Below are 15,662 nucleotides of genomic sequence, written 5' to 3' on the forward strand. Positions count from 1 at the left end.
TTGGAAGAAAAAAGACCGTTAAAACTGGATAATCGGATTTATTTAATTGACGGGTTTGATTTAGGAGTTGCTGATCGAACGGGTTCTTATGTTATTACGGAAGAAAAGCTAACAATTGTCGAGACAGGACCAAGCCCCTCCATAAAACATATAAAAAAAGGACTGGAAACACTTGGCTATCAATTGACGGATGTAGCTTACATTGTGCTAACCCACATTCATCTGGATCATGCAGGTGGAGCAGGCTTACTCATTAGGGATTGCCCGAATGCAAAGATTGTCGTGCATCCTAAAGGAGAAAGGCATTTAATTAATCCAAAAAGATTGGCAGCAGGAGCAAGAGCAGTTTATGGGGAAAGTTTTTCTGAGCTGTTTGACCCAATTGTGCCAATTGATGCAGAGCGCCTACTTGTAAAGTCAGAAGGAGACGTCTTAGAAATTGGCCCAAACTGTGTACTTGAATTTTGGGACACTCCAGGGCATGCGAAGCATCATTTAGCTATTTTTGACCCAGTCAGCAATGGACTTTTTGTAGGAGATACCGCTGGCATTCGTTATCAACAGCTTGCTAATCGGGAAGTAGATTTTTTCTTGCCATCAACTTCTCCAAACCAGTTTGACCCGAATAGGATGGAAGAATCGATTCAGCGGATGCAGGCTAAAAAGCTCGATCGGCTTTATTTTGGGCATTACAATATGACGGAAACGACTGATCTCGCTTTACGGCAAGTGTTAGAATGGCTGGATGTTTTCATGGAAGAAGGCGAGCAGGTGGTAGCTGAAGGAAAAGGCTATGATGTCCTGGCAGAACGGCTCCTTGCAAGAGTACAACGAGCATTACGCCTAAAGGGATTGCCAGATGATCATGAGGTTTATATTCTCATTAACCTAGACCTACAAGTGAGCGCATTGGGAATTATTGATTATTTTAAGAAACTGAAGCAGTAGAGATCAAAAAGGGACCCTGCATATTCATGCACGGCCCCTTTTAATTTGTGCCCTACTATTGGGCTTCAGGTGCTTCCATCTCCAGCATGATTGGACAGTGATCACTACCAAGTCTGTCTGGATGTGCTTCTGAACGAAGTAAGTTGTCTTGCAAACGATCAGAAACTAGAAAATAGTCAATCCGCCAGCCGATGTTCCTTTCTCGAATTGTCTTCATGTAAGACCACCATGTATAAATGCCATCTGTTTCTGGATGGAAATAACGTAAACTGTCCGTGAAACCACTGTCGAGCAGACGACTCATTTTACCTCGTTCCTCTGTAGTGAAACCAGAGTTCCCATGATTTGTTTTATGGTTACGAAGGTCAATTTCCTGGTGTGCGACATTTAAGTCACCACAATATACGACAGGCTTGTCAGCATCTAAAGCTTTTAAATACGTATAAAGCTCGTCTTCCCACTCTAATCGGCCTTCAAGCCTTGTGAGATCTCGCTTGGAATTCGGTGTATATACATTTACTAAATAAAATCTGTCATACTCCAGTGTAATGATGCGTCCTTCTTCTTCCGTATCAGCGTCCCCTACACCGTATTTCACATTTAAAGGCTTTTCTTTGGTAAACACGGCAGTGCCGGAATAGCCTTTACGTTGGGCATAGTTCCAATATTGGTAATACCCCTCTAACTCGAGCTCCAGCTGGCCTTCTTGAAGCTTGATCTCCTGCAGACAGAAGATATCTGCATCTACTTCATTAAAATATTCCATAAAGCCTTTACGCACACAGGCGCGAAGGCCATTTACATTCCAAGATATGAGTTTCATAGAATATCGTTATTCCCCTTTATCTATTCGTGTTTCATTATTTTATCATAGAACGTAGAGAACTGGAGAACAGAAGGCAAATGAAAAATTTACAAAATGCCTCTTGACTTCCTGTGTGTATTAACCATATAATACACTAGAAGCGTATTAAGACGTTAATACACATATTTTTTTGTTTATAGTGTATTATGCGCATAATACAGTATGGAACAGAGTAAAGAAAGCTGAATAGGAGCTGCTGCTATGAAAGTAAAGTTTAACAACAGAGATCCTGTTTACGTACAGGTTGTTCGTCATTTCAAAGAACAAATTGCGACAGGAATGCTAGAGCCGGGACAGGAAGTTCCTTCAAGAAGAGAATTGGCAGGCCAGTTAAAAATAAATCCAAATACCGTCCAACGGTCATATAAGGAAATGGAGGAACAGGGATTGATTTTTACCGAGAAAAATTCGCCAAGTAAGATTACGAGGGATGAAGATGTCCTTCATCGCGTACGAGAAGAGCTTATCCTAGAAGCTGTGGATACCTTCGTTACATCAGTTAGCTCTATCAACGTGCCTGTTGATGAACTTCTGGAATTAGTGAAGGAGAAATATTCACGACGTAACAAGGAAGAGGGAGGGAACGTAAATGATTGAAGTAAGGGATATTAAAAAGAAATTCGGAAGAAAGCAAGTTATAAAAGGCGTTTCTTTTACAGCAAACCAAGGGGAAATCACCTGCTTAATAGGGATTAATGGTGTAGGGAAAACCACCATCTTAAATGCGATTATGGCATTGACACCAGTAAACAGTGGAGAAATTCTTGTAGATGGTCAAAAGGTTACGAAGCAAAGCTTTGAGAAAATAACGTTCATCCCTGATGCGATTACCATGATCCCACAGATGACAATCGCCCAAGCGATGGAGTTTATGGCTGATTATTATGATTGCTGGAATCAAGAAAGAGCTACTGAATTATTGAGCTTCTTTAAGCTTAAGCAAGAGGAAAAAATCTCAAGTCTATCTAAAGGTAATACAGCAAAAGTGAATTTGCTTCTAGGTCTCGCACTTGATGTAAACTACATTTTAATGGATGAGCCATTTTCCGGTATTGATATTTTTAGCAGGGAGCAAATCGCTGAAGTGTTCACAAGTCACCTAATTGAGGGCCGTGGTGTCATTATTACGACACATGAAATTAGTGATATTGAACATTTAATTGATAAAGTGGTGCTGCTTGATGAAGGTGTTGTTTTAAAAGAGTTTAACAGTGAAGAGGTCCGTGAGAATGAAGGAAAATCGGTTGTGGACGTGATGAGAGAGGTGTATAAAGGATGAACCGTCTTTTAAAGTTAACAAATTTTGAAATTGGTCGTTTTTTTAAGCTGTATATCGTGCTAATTGCAGTGACGATATTGTCACAGATTATTGGACTTGTCGTTCTTTCTAATGGATATATGAATAACGCGAATTATGCCATGTTTGAAGAGGGGTTAAGTGCCCAGCAATTTGTCAGTAATAATGGGGAAATGAGCTTGCTGGTCCTATCGAGAACGCTATGGTTCTTTGCGCCAATAGCGCTTGGAGCAATTGCATTGCTTTTCAATATCTTCTTTGTTTGGTACAGAGATTGGTTTGGAAAAAATACGTTTATATATCGGTTACTTATGCTACCAACTGCAAGGCTCAATGTGTATTTGGCAAAAGCTGCCTCTATCTTTTTAATGGTACTTGGTTTAGTAGCGACTCAACTGGTATTACTTGTGGTAGAGGGAATAATCTTGAAATGGATGGTTTCCCAGGAATTTCGGCTAGATCTTACACCTGGTGAGGTCATTACAGGGGTACGTGAGCTAATTATTATCTTACCAACTAGCTTTATCGATTTTCTGCTATTTTATGGAATTGGCTTAATGGCAGTATTTATACTATTCACTGCGATTCTATTTGAGCGGAGTTACCGTATAAAAGGAATTTTATTTGGCGGGGGTTATATCGTGTTAGCAGTTGGGATTTTTCTTTCACCAATTATTGTGCAAGAGATTTTAGAAACCAACTATTTATACCCGTTAGAAATACTTATTGTAGAGATTATCCTAGGGCTAATTGTAACGGCAGCCTCTATCTGGGTTGCAAACTATTTATTAACGAAACGTATAACGGTTTAAAGAAAGGGTGGGGAGACCATGAAAAAGTACTGGAAGCTGCTAACCATTGCTATTATTAGTGTTTTAGTAATTAGCACGTTTTATATTCAAAAGGCAATTGCCAATGAAAGTCCCATGGAATTTGTCTTAGACACGTATAGTGGGGATGAGGCAGAGCTAGAGAAGCTTGCGATATCGGGATGGTATCAAGGACAATATAATGAAAGTTTTACAATTACATCGGATGGAATAGAGTATCACAGTCATGATTCCCTTGTAGAGCAACTAGTAAGGACTTATTCTCCGAAAACGGATCAATTAATAGAAGGCTACCGAGGGTTTATGAGAGGGAAAACCATGGACCTTAGACAATTATATGAAGATGAAAAATTACTAGCATTCGCTACAGTAGAGTCGGATTGGGATGGTCAAAGTAGGTATAACGATCACACCTTTAAAATAGATGTTTTACAAAAGGGCGAAAAGGAACGTTTTACTTTTAAGAAGACGGTGCCGAATCAGCAGGATTATAATTACATGTATGTCGTTGATGTGCAAATTAAAGATGGACAGCTAAGCATTTTTACTAGAAATGACATTGTATCTGAGAAACATGCAGATAAATTCGGGCAATCAGATTTTCGCGTATATCGTTTTGATATCGCGAGCGAGAAGCTAATAAGCGAGGATAGCTTGCTTTATGTAGAGGGGCAGGATGGTAACAAATCCTTTAATGGAGAGATTATATCAGCGAGTACGCCAATGTCCCAAACAGATTATGTAGTGTTGAAAAAAACGGAATATGTTGAAACCCAATCAGAATTTGGGGAAATGAACACAGAGGAAACTGGGAAAGAGTATATGTTATATAATCTTTCAACGATGGAGAAAAAAGAGCTTAATATCCCTGAAGAAATGAGTATGGGGTCTGAAGTGTACTCAGAGTTTATGCTTGGGACATCTATCTACTTTATCCATCGTACACAGGATGGCCTGGCAGTAAAAAGCTATAATATAAATGACCAGCAGAAAAATGAATTTACTATAGAACTACCAAATGATGAAGGAGATACTCCGAGTGTGATAGCTAAAGGAGAGCGCATATATATTATGGGTGGAGGCCTCAATGAAGTGCCAATTATGGTGTATAACGCTCAAACAGGTCAATCTCTTTACGAAGGAACCTATAAATTGGAAGGTAAACAGGTTCAGGATTCATTCATCTCGGTAGATGGAATTTTTGTTGATTAAAAACAGTATGGTTGGAAGGCGAGATTTCGCTATCCAACCATATTTTTATAAATTTTATTCAGCTTCTCTTCGAACAAATCCATATGCACGATTCTGGCTTCACGTAAATATTCTTTACCTTCCACGAATACTAAAATAACAGGGACAGCGAAAATGTTAAAACGACCGGCTACTTCAGGAACCTGTGTCGATTCTATGTGCCCCGTCTTGATATTTGGGTAGTTTAATAGTAAGCTTTCCACCTGTGGCAACAAACCATGACAAACACTACAACCTACTTTGGAGATGTATAATAGTGTAAGCTCATGTTCGTTAATAAAGGCATCAATCTCTTCCATTGTTTGTAAATTTTGCATGGTTATCACCTCTCCCTTAAATCTCTTTTTATTATACCCTCTTTTTGTGATGTTTACAGGGTTCCAATCTGAGGAAAAGAATACAAAAAGGGATTTGAGGTGATAGATATGAAGGAAAAAGAAGAACGCTCACCTGAAAATAAAGTTAACAATCGCAAATCAGAAAAAAGAACTGAGCTTGATAAGTTTGAAGATCAAATGTTTGTAGACGACATCCCAATGGATGATTTGAATGAAGAAATGAAAGAGGAAAAGGAAAAAACAAAGTCAAAAAACTCTTCCCAAAGTGAGAAGAAGAATATAAAGTAAAACTTCATTTGGTGGGGGGTTACCTTCCTTCCCTGCCAATTAAGGCGGAATACATTAATGGGCCAAAATAGTAGTGAAAAGGAAATCAGCCGAGCGGGTATACAACCCTCTCGGCATTTTTACTTACTGTTAATAATCCATGTACTCTGAATGTTGTGGTCTCTCTTCTTCAAAAAACTCTTCATGTGAAATCGGTGTGATGGCATCTAAGCAAGTTATGCCAGTGAAATTTTTTAGGTCTAGTGTTAGACAGAGACCTGTTGCAAGTAAGTCTGTGACGGGGGTGTCTTCTGGAAAATAAGCACTTACCCGGTGCTTATCTTTTGAATAGGGCTGAATCTCACAGCCGTTCGCGATCGGAAGAAGTAATTCTACTTTCACACAGCAATTACTACCCTTTGTAAAATGCTTAGCACGTAGCACGGGGGATTCGATGCATCCGAAAAATGTATCGTTTCTATGGTAGGGCGCTTGAAAAATACCACTTCCGATAAAAGGATTTCCATCTTCCTTCGTGTATAAGATAAAAGGGATTGTGGAGTACTGGGGATCTAAACTGTCCTTCTTCTTAAGCTGGCGTATGGAATAATTCCATCCTTCCTCCTGTACCTCCTTTTGTGCCCTCACAATATTTTGTACGATATCACAAACGCAATCATCCTTGGAGTCCTTGAATTGAAACATATCACTGTTTCTATAAAAGCCCATATAATCACTCCTCTACTATTGAGTTCATTAATTAATGTATGTTTTATGGAGGTTTAAGCCTGTTTACTCGTCCATTTTCTAGTAAAAATGAGTCGATAGTCTAAAAGAAAAAGAATTTGTGTGGATAACCCGGGGGATTCGTAGAGCCATTTTCGCTGTACTAGCATAGACATAATATAAATCGATACAGGCCTGTAGAAGATTTGCCCATGAATATTACCCCTAGACAGAAGTCATGAAGGCTGGCTGATCACCAGCTTTCTTTTTTTCTTATGCTTTAAATTCTAGTAAAAATACGCATATGTACAGGTACATCTATCTATTCAAAATATGGTATTGCACATATAAATATAAGCGTAAGGAAGTTTTCCACAGAAATTAGTAGGCAGAAAGCTTCTATAAAATATACAAAGGGAGGATTTTTAATGTATAAAAGAAACAACTTCTATAATGCACCATATAACGACTATCACAAGCATGATGAGCGCGACCTAGCACCAACTAGCAACTAGCTGTGACAGATGCCATAACGATGTATGTAGCTGTCATGAACGACCACGATCCCAAGGTGCTTTGGTAGAGAAGGTTATTTGTTCAAAGGATGCGCATAAAACAGCAGAATTTGCCTTGCCAGCAGCTTTAGGGCCATTTGGAGCAGGTGATACACTACTAACAGGTCTTTTAGGTCTATTGACCGGATTAGTTCCTGGACTTGTAAATGTCAGAGTGACGCCGAACTATGCTGGAATTGAGCAAGAAATAACCGTTCTAAAAGACACTGTAGTTAATTTTGGTTTCGTCCCAGCAACTATTGATGTTGTTGTAGCGGGTGGAGTTGTAGAGCTTAGTATTCCGATCCGTGTATTTTTCCAAGAGCATACACACTGCCCAGGCGCAAGACCTGGTGACATTGTCTTTGAAACAGACCCTGTTGTGGAAGCGCAGCTTATACAGCCGCTAATAGGTTCAGATGATGGCGGTACAGTTATTAACTTACTTCTTTTCAAAGCAATATTACGTACCCACATTACTGTGGTACGTCAAGGAATCGAAAAAGATGGCAAGTTCTGTGACTTGGATAATCACGATAAACATCGAAACGGACCAATTCCAATCAATACACCACAAAACCTTATCGCTAACTCATCCGCACTTGCTGGTGGTGCAACACCAGCACCAGCTTCAGCAGCTTCAACCAATAACAACAACGCAACTCAATAAAACCTTCACCTTCCAGCTCCGAAGCATAAAGCTTCGGAGTTTTTCTTTTTAGGCCGATGTCTAATGCTATAATAAACCTATTAATCTGTCCGTAATGAGCAGGAATGAACCAGATGTTATCAAAAATGCATGCTAAATTGGATATAGAAAGGGAGGACAGAAATGGAAGCTTTAAAACGAATGGCCGATAGTCTAGCTTATATGGAAGAACAGTTAGATGCGGAGCTGAATGTGGAGGATATAGCTAAGGTTGCCTGTATGTCTAAATTTCATTACCAGCGAATGTTTACGATGCTGACTGGATTTACAGTAGCAGAATATATTCGCAAAAGAAGGCTCACATTGGCAGCTCAAGAGCTACTACATGCAAATACGAAAATAATTGATGTCGCTTTGAAGTATGGGTATGAAACTCCAGAGTCTTTCTCTAAAGCATTTCGCAAGGTACACGGTATCAGTCCCTCAACCGTCCGTAAGCATGGACAGCCATTAAAAGCCTTTCCGAAACTCTCCTTTCAAATTCAATTAAAGGGTGATGAAGAAATGGATTACAGAATTGTGGAGAAAGAGGCTTTTTCAGTAGTGGGAAAGAGTATTAAGACGTCTTTGGTCGATGGCCAAAACCAATCAGATGTTCCGGCATTCTGGGAAGAGTCTAGAAGTAACGGATTAGACAAAGAATTGGCAGCCCATGCTGGAGATATGGGGATCATGGGGATCTGTTTGGATTTTGATAAGGAGCAGGAGCAGGTCCGCTATTTTATCGGTGCAGAGAAATCAAACAAGGAAGTGCCAACTACATGGGAAGAAGGCGAGATTCCGGCAGCTACATGGGCTGTATTCCCTGTGAAAGGGCCTATGCCAACAGCGATCCAGCGTGTTTGGGAACGGATCTTTTCAGAATGGTTTCCATCAACAGGATATGAGCATGCTGGAGGGCCGGAAATAGAGGCATACACAAATGGAGATCCATATGCTGAAGAATATTATAGTGAAATTTGGGTTCCGGTGGTGAAGAAGTAAGTAAGAATTTCCATTGGTTTAAAGGTGTGTAAAATTTAAAAATCAGGGCAATGTAGTAAGAGAAGGAGTGGTTATGATGCTCGGTTATTTTACAGAGCCGTATGTACGCATTACGCTTACTATCATTGTTCTTATCGTCATTTTCATTATTTTATCTCGTAACAGGAAAGCAAAGCCTAAAGATTCACTTCATATCTTGAAAGAACGCTACGAAAATGGGGAGCTGACCAAACAAGAATATGAAGATGCTTTAAAAAGACGTGGGAAATAATAAGAAGGTTGCCTAGTATATTGCCCCTTAATCCAAAAGTTAAGGGGCAATATTTATAGCTATTAACTGGTCGTTGTAGGCTGGGCGCTGTGTTCAATTAAGTTCTTAACTCCCTCAATGTCCCCATGATGGAAAAGGTCAACAATCGTACTACCAACAATCACACCATCACAATAACTGCTTAATGTTTGTGCCTGCTCGGCAGTAGAAATCCCAAACCCTGCTAATACAGGTACTGAACTGTAGGATTTAAGCATCTCCAAATAGGCTTTTACTTCTTTCACATATGCTTCGCGAGCACCTGTTGTGCCGGTTACCGAAACAGCATATAGGAACCCTTCTGATCGTTTAGCAATTTCTTTTAGTCTATCTTCTGTACTTGTGAGGGAGGCCAGTCTAATAAAGGCTAAGGAGGATGCATGAAATTCGTCTGCAAGGAAATTCTCTTCCTCCATTGGAATATCTGGTACAATCACACCATCAACCTCAGCCTCAGCACAATCTTGGGCAAAGGATGTTATACCATAACGGTAAATAGGATTTATATAGGTCATTAAGATAATGGGAACATTTCTTTCGTTTTTGCCCGTTTGTAATGTTTGTAGCACACTGGAAAGGGTCGTGCCGTTTTCCAATGCCCGTAATCCTGCAGCTTGAATGGTCGGTCCGTCGGCCACGGGATCAGAGAAGGGAATGCCTATTTCAATTGCTGCTGCACCGCAATTTTGCAGAAATAGTATCCGCTCATTTAGTACATCGAGGCCTACATCTCCTGCCATAATATACGGTACGAATAGCTTTTCGTCATTCGCTTGCTTTTGGTTAAAATAGCTCTCCATTTTTGCTTTTCCCATTTAATTTCCCTCCAATGTGTTTTTTACCTGCTCCACATCTTTATCACCACGACCGGAAAGGCAGATGACCAACTTTTCCTGTCGACTCATTTCTGTAGCGAGCTTCAAAGCATACGCCACAGCATGCGCACTTTCTAATGCTGGAATGATTCCTTCTGTTTTCGATAAGAGCTGAAATGCCTCTAAAGCTTCGTCATCCGTGATGGATGCATAGGTCACCCGTTTCGTTTCATGTAAATGGCTATGCTCAGGGCCCACGCCTGGATAATCAAGACCAGCCGAGATGGAGAAGGCTTCTTCGATTTGGCCATGGTCGTCCTGGAGTAAATGTGTCATGGTGCCATGAAGGATGCCAACACTACCACCTGAAAGGGTTGCAGCATGTTGCTTTGTATCCAGCCCAGCTCCGCCAGCCTCTACGCCATAAAGCTTCACCTCGTTATCTTCAACAAATGGGTAGAACATTCCCATCGCATTGCTCCCACCGCCTACACAGGCAATGACCGCATCTGGCATGGAACCGGATTGCTCCACGATTTGCTGTTTGGTTTCGTTGCCAATAACCGACTGTAAATCACGGACAATTTGCGGGAAAGGATGTGGCCCAACAACAGAACCGAGGATATAATGAGTATCCTGCACATTATTTACCCAGTAGCGCAATGCTTCATTGACAGCATCTTTTAAGGTGCCGCTACCCTGCGAAACACTGCGAACTTCCGCCCCGAGCAGCTCCATGCGAAACACGTTCAGTTTTTGCCTGCGAATATCTTCTTCGCCCATAAATACAATGCAATCAAGGTCCAGGAGGGCGCAAACCGTCGCAGTCGCAACACCGTGCTGACCAGCTCCTGTTTCGGCAACAACCTTTCGTTTCCCCATCCGTTTTGTCAGTAGGGCCTGACCGATTGTATTATTAATCTTATGGGCACCTGTATGGTTAAGGTCCTCTCGCTTTAAATAAATCTGCGGACCTGCCAGTTTACGGGTTAAATGTTCGGCAAAGTATAGAGGGGTTTCCCTGCCAATGTATTGCTTCAAGTAATAATCCAGGCTTTCTTGGAATGCTGGATCCTGTTTTGCTTCCTCATAGACAGCTTCTAATTCAAGGAGTGCTGGCATGAGGAGTTCTGGTACAAACCTTCCACCAAAGTTTCCGTATCTTCCTTTTTCATCGGGCATCGTATAGGTTGTCATTTGATCGCTTCCTTTCGCTTCGCGTTTATAATGAATTCCTGTATTTTTTTACTATCTTTTTCGCCTGCCGTTTCCACACCGCTGGATACATCAACACCAAGCGGGTTCGCCTCCTGTATAGCCTGGTTCACATTGTCTGGTGTCAGCCCACCTGCAAGAATGAAGTTGGCAGGCTTAAAGGTTAATTTTTCGATTAGGCTCCAATCGAAGGTTTTGCCATTACCCCCGCGGAATTTACCAACAGGGCTGTCTAGTAAATAATAGTCACAAGGATAATATTTCAGCGTTTCTACATCGACACTACCGATAGAGAAAGCTTTAATAACTTGATAGGATAGTGCTTTAGCAAGTGAAGCAGGTTCGTCTCCATGTAGTTGAACGTAATCTAGGTTAGCAACACTCGCAATCTTCTCTATCGTTTCTTTTGTTTCGTTTACAAACACACCAACCTTTTTAACAGAAGGGGGGAGGTGACTTCCAATCAAGGCAGCGTTCTTAGGGCTAATCTTTCTTTTGCTATCTGCAAACACAAAACCGATAAAGTCAGCTCCTGCTTCTACCGCTGCTTTTGCAGCTTGTTCTGTCTGGATTCCGCAAATTTTAACGAGCATTGTTTAGACTCCCCTTTGGTTTAGAGACCCGTAAGGATTGTAATGTCGCTGCCAGATCTTCGGACCGCATTAATGTCTCCCCAACAAGAATGGCTTGAGCTCCGGCTGTTGACGCTACCTGCGCATCTGCATTTGTCTTCATCCCACTTTCACTAACTAAAATGGAACCTGGATTGGCGAGCTTGGCTAATTGCTCTGTTGTGTGAAGATCTACTTCAAAGGTTTTTAAATTACGATTATTGATGCCAATTAAATCAGGGTTCAGATTGTTTGCAATTTCCATTTCTTTTGCATCATGCACCTCACAGAGCACTTCGAGATTCTGCTTTTTAGCGTAGTTAAAGAGTTCGTGAAGCTGTTTCTCGCTTAGGGCTGCTACGATAAGTAGAATGATAGTCGCCCCGGCCGCTTTTGCCTGGTCAATTTGCACAGGGTGAATAATGAAATCCTTACACAAAACAGGGAGGTTCACAGCACTACTTACTGCCTGAAGGTCTTCCATAGATCCGTTGAAAAATGTCTTGTCTGTCAGTACAGAGATGGCAGTCGCGCCATTTGCTTCATATTGTTTTGCCTGGGAAACAGGATCCACGACCAGTGATATATCTCCTTTTGAAGGGGAGGAACGTTTTATTTCCGCAATTACCCCGAGGCGATCAGAAGTAAGGAGAGATTCGCTTAATGGTGTAACCTGCCTTGGGGAAGGCACTTGATCAAACGTTTGATTTAGCAATATAGCTACTTCTTTTTCTTTTTGGGCTATGATTTTTTCTAAAATTGTCATGAGACCACCTCACTTGTATGTTTTCTGCTATATTGAACCAAATTTTCAAGACAGTTTAGGGCTGCTCCTGATTGAATACTTTCTCTTGCTAGATCAACAGATTCACGGATCGTGCCAGCAGCTCCGTTTGCATAAATACCTAGACCAGCATTAAGTAAAACTGTACCCAAATAAGGTCCAGGCTCTCCGTTCAGCACACGTTTGGTTATATTCGCATTGTCGGCAGCACTGCCACCTTGGATTTTTTCGTTTGGAACGACGGAAAGTCCGACTTCCTCTGGATGAAGGGTGAACGGTTTAATGGCGCCATCTTCCAGTAGCACGAGGTGATTTTCGCCAGCAAGCGATGCTTCATCCATATAGCCGGCCCCGTTTATTACAAGCGCTCTGCGACGCCCGAGTTTGTTTAAAGCTTCTGCCAACATGGGAAGTAGGTCCCTGCGATAGACACCGAGTAACTGTGAGTCAAGCTGAACAGGGTTTGTTAGTGGGCCAATCACATTAAATACAGTTGGAAGTCCAAGGTCTTTACGAACTTTCATAAAAGGCTTTAATCCCGCGTGTACATGTGGGGCAAAGAGAAAGGCAATATTGTTTTCCACGAGCATTTCTTCTACATGCTCTTTGGAAAAGGAAAGAGAAACCCCTAAATGCTCCAATACATCCGCACTGCCTGTTTTGCTCGAAATGCTCCGGTTCCCATGCTTGGCGACAGGGATGCCAGCACCAGCAATAACAAATGCTGCCGTGGTACTAATGTTAAAACTGTTGGATTGGTCTCCGCCTGTGCCACAATTGTCCATAACATTTGCTATACGTGTTCCGTGAAAGGTCGAGTGGATCCGGATCACTTCAGCCATTCCAGCTATTTCCTCTGGTGTTTCACCTTTTACCCGCAATGCTGTCAGGAAGGAGGCAATCTCAGAATCTGACACGTCACCTTGGATACAGGAATTCATAAGCGCCTGAACCTCATCAGTCGTTAAATTTTCTTGGTTAATTAGTTTCTCTAGATATTTCTTCATAAGAAAACTCCTCTCTTATTTCCTCTAAAAAATTGCGGATAATTTTCCTTCCCTCTATCGTGCCAATCGATTCGGGATGGAATTGCACGCCATATAGGGGAAGGGTGTTATGTTGGATTGCCATAATCTCTCCGTCTTCCAAGGATTCTGCCATCACTTCCAATGAAGGTGGCAATGTATCTTTCTCCACCACATAGGAATGGTAGCGCATGACCTCAAGTGGCTGACTTAGATAACGAAACAGTCCAGATGACTTATGTGTGATAAGCGATGTTTTGCCATGCTTCAACTGTTTGGCCTGTCTTAAGGTGCCGCCAAGTGCTTCTGCAATCACCTGTTGGCCTAGGCAGATACCTAGAATCGGAATGTCTCGGTGGAAATGGGTTACAAGTTCAAGGCAGATGCCTGATTCTACCGGGAGACCAGGGCCCGGAGAAATAATAATCGCCTCTGGTTCCAAACGCTCTACTTCTTGAATCGTAATGTCATCATTACGTCTCACAAATACTTCTTTGCCCGCTTCGGATACATATTGAAAAATGTTGTACGTAAAAGAATCATAGTTATCCAGTAACAAGATCAATATTGGCCACCTCCATAAGTGATTTTGCTTTGTTTAATGTCTCCGCATATTCGTTTTCTGGAATGGAGTCGTGTACAATCCCTGCACCTGTCTGCAAATAAGCTACCTCGTTCTTCACAACAAGGGATCTGATAGCGAGCGCGATATTCATGTCTTGGTTAAAACCAATATAGCCAACCCCACCTGCATAAACGCCACGTTTCGTTTCTTCCAATTGGTTGATAATTTGCATGGCACGAATCTTCGGTGCTCCAGAAACGGTGCCTGCTGGTAAACAAGAGATAAGCGCGTCAATGCTGGATAAGTCCTGCTTTAATGTCCCTTTTACTTCGGAAACGATATGCATGACATGCTGGTATTTCTCAACCTTCATAAAGGTAGGGAGTGTGATACTTCCTATTTCACAAACACGTCCTAAGTCGTTTCGTCCGAGATCAAGGAGCATGCGATGTTCCGCAATTTCCTTTTCGTCTCGAAGTAGGTCCTCCATCAATTCCTGATCTTCTTCGGTTGTTGTTCCTCTTGGTCTCGTGCCTGCTATCGGGTTTGTCAGAATTTCATTTCCGCTTGTTTGAATTAAACTTTCAGGTGAAGCGCCTAGCAGGACGTACTCGGAAAAGTCGATATAAAACATATATGGCGACGGGTTTGCTTTACGCAATTTGCGATAAAAGGAAAAGGGGTCGCCATTTATTGTTGCTTTCATGCGCTGGGATAGGACAACTTGGAAAATATCACCCTGTTCAATATGTTGTTTGGCGATTCTAACCTTTTCTTCAAAATTATCCTGAGAGATTTCTGGTTGAAAGTTGATAGTCTGTTGATCTATCCCCAGGTCTTGAAAAGGACCACTTAAAAATTTCCTTAAGTCTTCAAGCCTCGCGTTCAACACGTACTCTGATTCCTGATCAGGATTCATGGCGATCAAATAAATCTCTTCGTTTCGATGATCGAATGCAATGATTGTTTTATAAAGCATGAGATGAATGTCCGGCATCTCTAGCTCATCGTTTAATGGACCTCCTATTGTTTCAAACTGACGTATCGCATCATAGGCGATGTAACCAACTGCGCCACCTTGAAAGGGGACAGGTAGGTTTGCTTTAAGGTTAGGAAGGTTTTCCTTCAAATAAGTAAGTGCCTCCTGCGAAACTTCCTCATCTGGGGAATTTTCTTGTTTGATCACTGTGGTATCGTTATGGCCGACGAGCTCTTTATAGGGACTGCAGGCAATGTAGGAGTACCTTCCCTTCTTTTCATGCTTGAAAGAACTTTCCAACAGCATCTTCTTTGTCCCGTGCAGTCGTTGAAAAATAGAAATCGGTGTATGCGTATCAGCATTTATTTTTAAATAGCTATAGCTCACTTGCTGTTCGATTTTTGTCATTTCCACCATCATCTCCTCTGCTTGTTTTATAAAATCCATAAAAAAATCCCCTATAAGCGCAAAAACTTTGCGTTTATAGAGGACGATTGTGACCGCGGTGCCACCTCATTTTGACAAGAGAACGAATCTCTTTTCATCTTGTTCAGATACGGAAACCCTAATCGGGCATCGATATCCTATC

General features: G+C 41.5%; 19 protein-coding genes and 1 other annotated feature (1 of these 20 cut by a window edge). Of the genes, 9 read left to right on the plus strand and 10 right to left on the minus strand.

Annotated elements, in window-relative coordinates:
• Positions 1-948, plus strand: a complete 948-nt coding sequence (locus tag LG273_RS02310; protein ID WP_404457366.1) for an MBL fold metallo-hydrolase — start codon at positions 1-3, stop codon at positions 946-948.
• A gap of 55 nt (positions 949-1,003) precedes the next feature.
• Here the strand turns inward: LG273_RS02310 and LG273_RS02315 are convergent, their stop codons facing one another.
• Positions 1,004-1,771: an exodeoxyribonuclease III gene (locus LG273_RS02315; RefSeq protein ID WP_404457367.1), complete on the minus strand. Its 768-nt coding sequence runs from the start codon at positions 1,769-1,771 to the stop codon at positions 1,004-1,006.
• 243 nt (positions 1,772-2,014) lie between these two features.
• Here LG273_RS02315 and LG273_RS02320 point away from each other — a divergent pair, with 243 nt between their 5' ends.
• From LG273_RS02320 to LG273_RS02335, 4 genes are read left to right on the plus strand one after another with little or no spacing between them, the layout of a single operon-like run.
• Positions 2,015-2,410: a GntR family transcriptional regulator gene (locus LG273_RS02320; RefSeq protein WP_379563822.1), complete on the plus strand. Its 396-nt coding sequence runs from the start codon at positions 2,015-2,017 to the stop codon at positions 2,408-2,410.
• The gene (locus tag LG273_RS02325; RefSeq protein WP_379563820.1) at positions 2,403-3,092 is read left to right on the plus strand and encodes an ABC transporter ATP-binding protein; all 690 of its coding nucleotides are present in this window, start codon (positions 2,403-2,405) and stop codon (positions 3,090-3,092) included. Before LG273_RS02320 ends, LG273_RS02325 begins: the two co-directional genes overlap by 8 nt.
• The gene (locus LG273_RS02330) at positions 3,089-3,922 is read left to right on the plus strand and encodes a hypothetical protein (protein WP_379563818.1); all 834 of its coding nucleotides are present in this window, start codon (positions 3,089-3,091) and stop codon (positions 3,920-3,922) included. The genes LG273_RS02325 and LG273_RS02330 overlap by 4 nt, the downstream gene beginning before the upstream one ends.
• Before the next feature lie 18 nt (positions 3,923-3,940).
• Positions 3,941-5,152, plus strand: coding sequence for a hypothetical protein (locus LG273_RS02335; protein ID WP_404457370.1), 1,212 nt, complete (start codon positions 3,941-3,943; stop codon positions 5,150-5,152).
• Between the two features lie 29 nt (positions 5,153-5,181).
• Here LG273_RS02335 and LG273_RS02340 read toward each other — a convergent pair whose 3' ends face one another.
• Entirely contained in the window at positions 5,182-5,508 is a 327-nt protein-coding gene (locus LG273_RS02340; protein ID WP_379563814.1) for a thioredoxin family protein, read from the minus strand.
• 108 nt (positions 5,509-5,616) lie between these two features.
• On the opposite strand from LG273_RS02340, the gene LG273_RS02345 reads away from it, so the two are divergent.
• Complete coding sequence (locus LG273_RS02345; protein WP_379563812.1) at positions 5,617-5,817, plus strand: hypothetical protein; 201 nt, start codon at positions 5,617-5,619, stop codon at positions 5,815-5,817.
• 129 nt (positions 5,818-5,946) lie between these two features.
• Here LG273_RS02345 and LG273_RS02350 read toward each other — a convergent pair whose 3' ends face one another.
• On the minus strand, positions 5,947-6,525 hold the full coding sequence (locus LG273_RS02350; RefSeq protein WP_404457373.1) for a CotY/CotZ family spore coat protein: 579 nt from the start codon (positions 6,523-6,525) through the stop codon (positions 5,947-5,949).
• A 573-nt stretch (positions 6,526-7,098) separates the two neighbouring features.
• Between LG273_RS02350 and LG273_RS02355 the strand changes: the two genes are divergently transcribed.
• The 3 genes from LG273_RS02355 to LG273_RS02365 all read left to right on the plus strand — a co-directional run bounded on the left by LG273_RS02355 (position 7,099) and on the right by LG273_RS02365 (position 9,040).
• On the plus strand, positions 7,099-7,746 hold the full coding sequence (locus tag LG273_RS02355) for a hypothetical protein (protein WP_404457375.1): 648 nt from the start codon (positions 7,099-7,101) through the stop codon (positions 7,744-7,746).
• 162 nt (positions 7,747-7,908) lie between these two features.
• Positions 7,909-8,769 (plus strand): GyrI-like domain-containing protein, encoded by an 861-nt coding sequence (locus tag LG273_RS02360; protein WP_404457377.1) that lies wholly within the window; start codon positions 7,909-7,911, stop codon positions 8,767-8,769.
• 73 nt (positions 8,770-8,842) lie between these two features.
• A complete protein-coding gene (locus LG273_RS02365) occupies positions 8,843-9,040 on the plus strand; it encodes an SHOCT domain-containing protein (protein ID WP_404457379.1) in 198 nt (65 codons plus the stop codon).
• Positions 9,041-9,102: 62 nt separating this feature from the next.
• On the opposite strand, the gene trpA is transcribed toward LG273_RS02365, so the two are convergent.
• Genes trpA through trpE form a run of 7 tightly spaced genes read right to left on the minus strand, consistent with a single transcriptional unit; the run spans position 9,103 to position 15,520 of the window.
• Entirely contained in the window at positions 9,103-9,894 is a 792-nt protein-coding gene (trpA, locus tag LG273_RS02370; protein ID WP_404457381.1) for a tryptophan synthase subunit alpha, read from the minus strand.
• Positions 9,895-11,091: a tryptophan synthase subunit beta gene (gene trpB, locus LG273_RS02375; protein WP_404457383.1), complete on the minus strand. Its 1,197-nt coding sequence runs from the start codon at positions 11,089-11,091 to the stop codon at positions 9,895-9,897. It abuts the gene before it with no gap.
• Positions 11,088-11,702, minus strand: coding sequence for a phosphoribosylanthranilate isomerase (locus tag LG273_RS02380; protein ID WP_404457385.1), 615 nt, complete (start codon positions 11,700-11,702; stop codon positions 11,088-11,090). The genes trpB and LG273_RS02380 overlap by 4 nt, the downstream gene beginning before the upstream one ends.
• Entirely contained in the window at positions 11,692-12,486 is a 795-nt protein-coding gene (trpC, locus tag LG273_RS02385; RefSeq protein ID WP_404457386.1) for an indole-3-glycerol phosphate synthase TrpC, read from the minus strand. The genes LG273_RS02380 and trpC overlap by 11 nt, the downstream gene beginning before the upstream one ends.
• Complete coding sequence (trpD, locus tag LG273_RS02390; RefSeq protein WP_404457388.1) at positions 12,483-13,511, minus strand: anthranilate phosphoribosyltransferase; 1,029 nt, start codon at positions 13,509-13,511, stop codon at positions 12,483-12,485. Before trpD ends, trpC begins: the two co-directional genes overlap by 4 nt.
• Positions 13,483-14,094: an anthranilate synthase component II gene (locus tag LG273_RS02395; RefSeq protein ID WP_404457390.1), complete on the minus strand. Its 612-nt coding sequence runs from the start codon at positions 14,092-14,094 to the stop codon at positions 13,483-13,485. Before LG273_RS02395 ends, trpD begins: the two co-directional genes overlap by 29 nt.
• Complete coding sequence (gene trpE, locus LG273_RS02400; RefSeq protein ID WP_404457392.1) at positions 14,075-15,520, minus strand: anthranilate synthase component I; 1,446 nt, start codon at positions 15,518-15,520, stop codon at positions 14,075-14,077. Before trpE ends, LG273_RS02395 begins: the two co-directional genes overlap by 20 nt.
• Before the next feature lie 36 nt (positions 15,521-15,556).
• Positions 15,557-15,662: a binding site (T-box leader), on the minus strand; it runs 154 nt beyond the window's last position.

Origin of the sequence: Oceanobacillus kapialis (genome assembly GCF_044790185.1) — a bacterium.
GTDB lineage: Bacteria > Bacillota > Bacilli > Bacillales > Amphibacillaceae > Oceanobacillus_B > Oceanobacillus_B kapialis.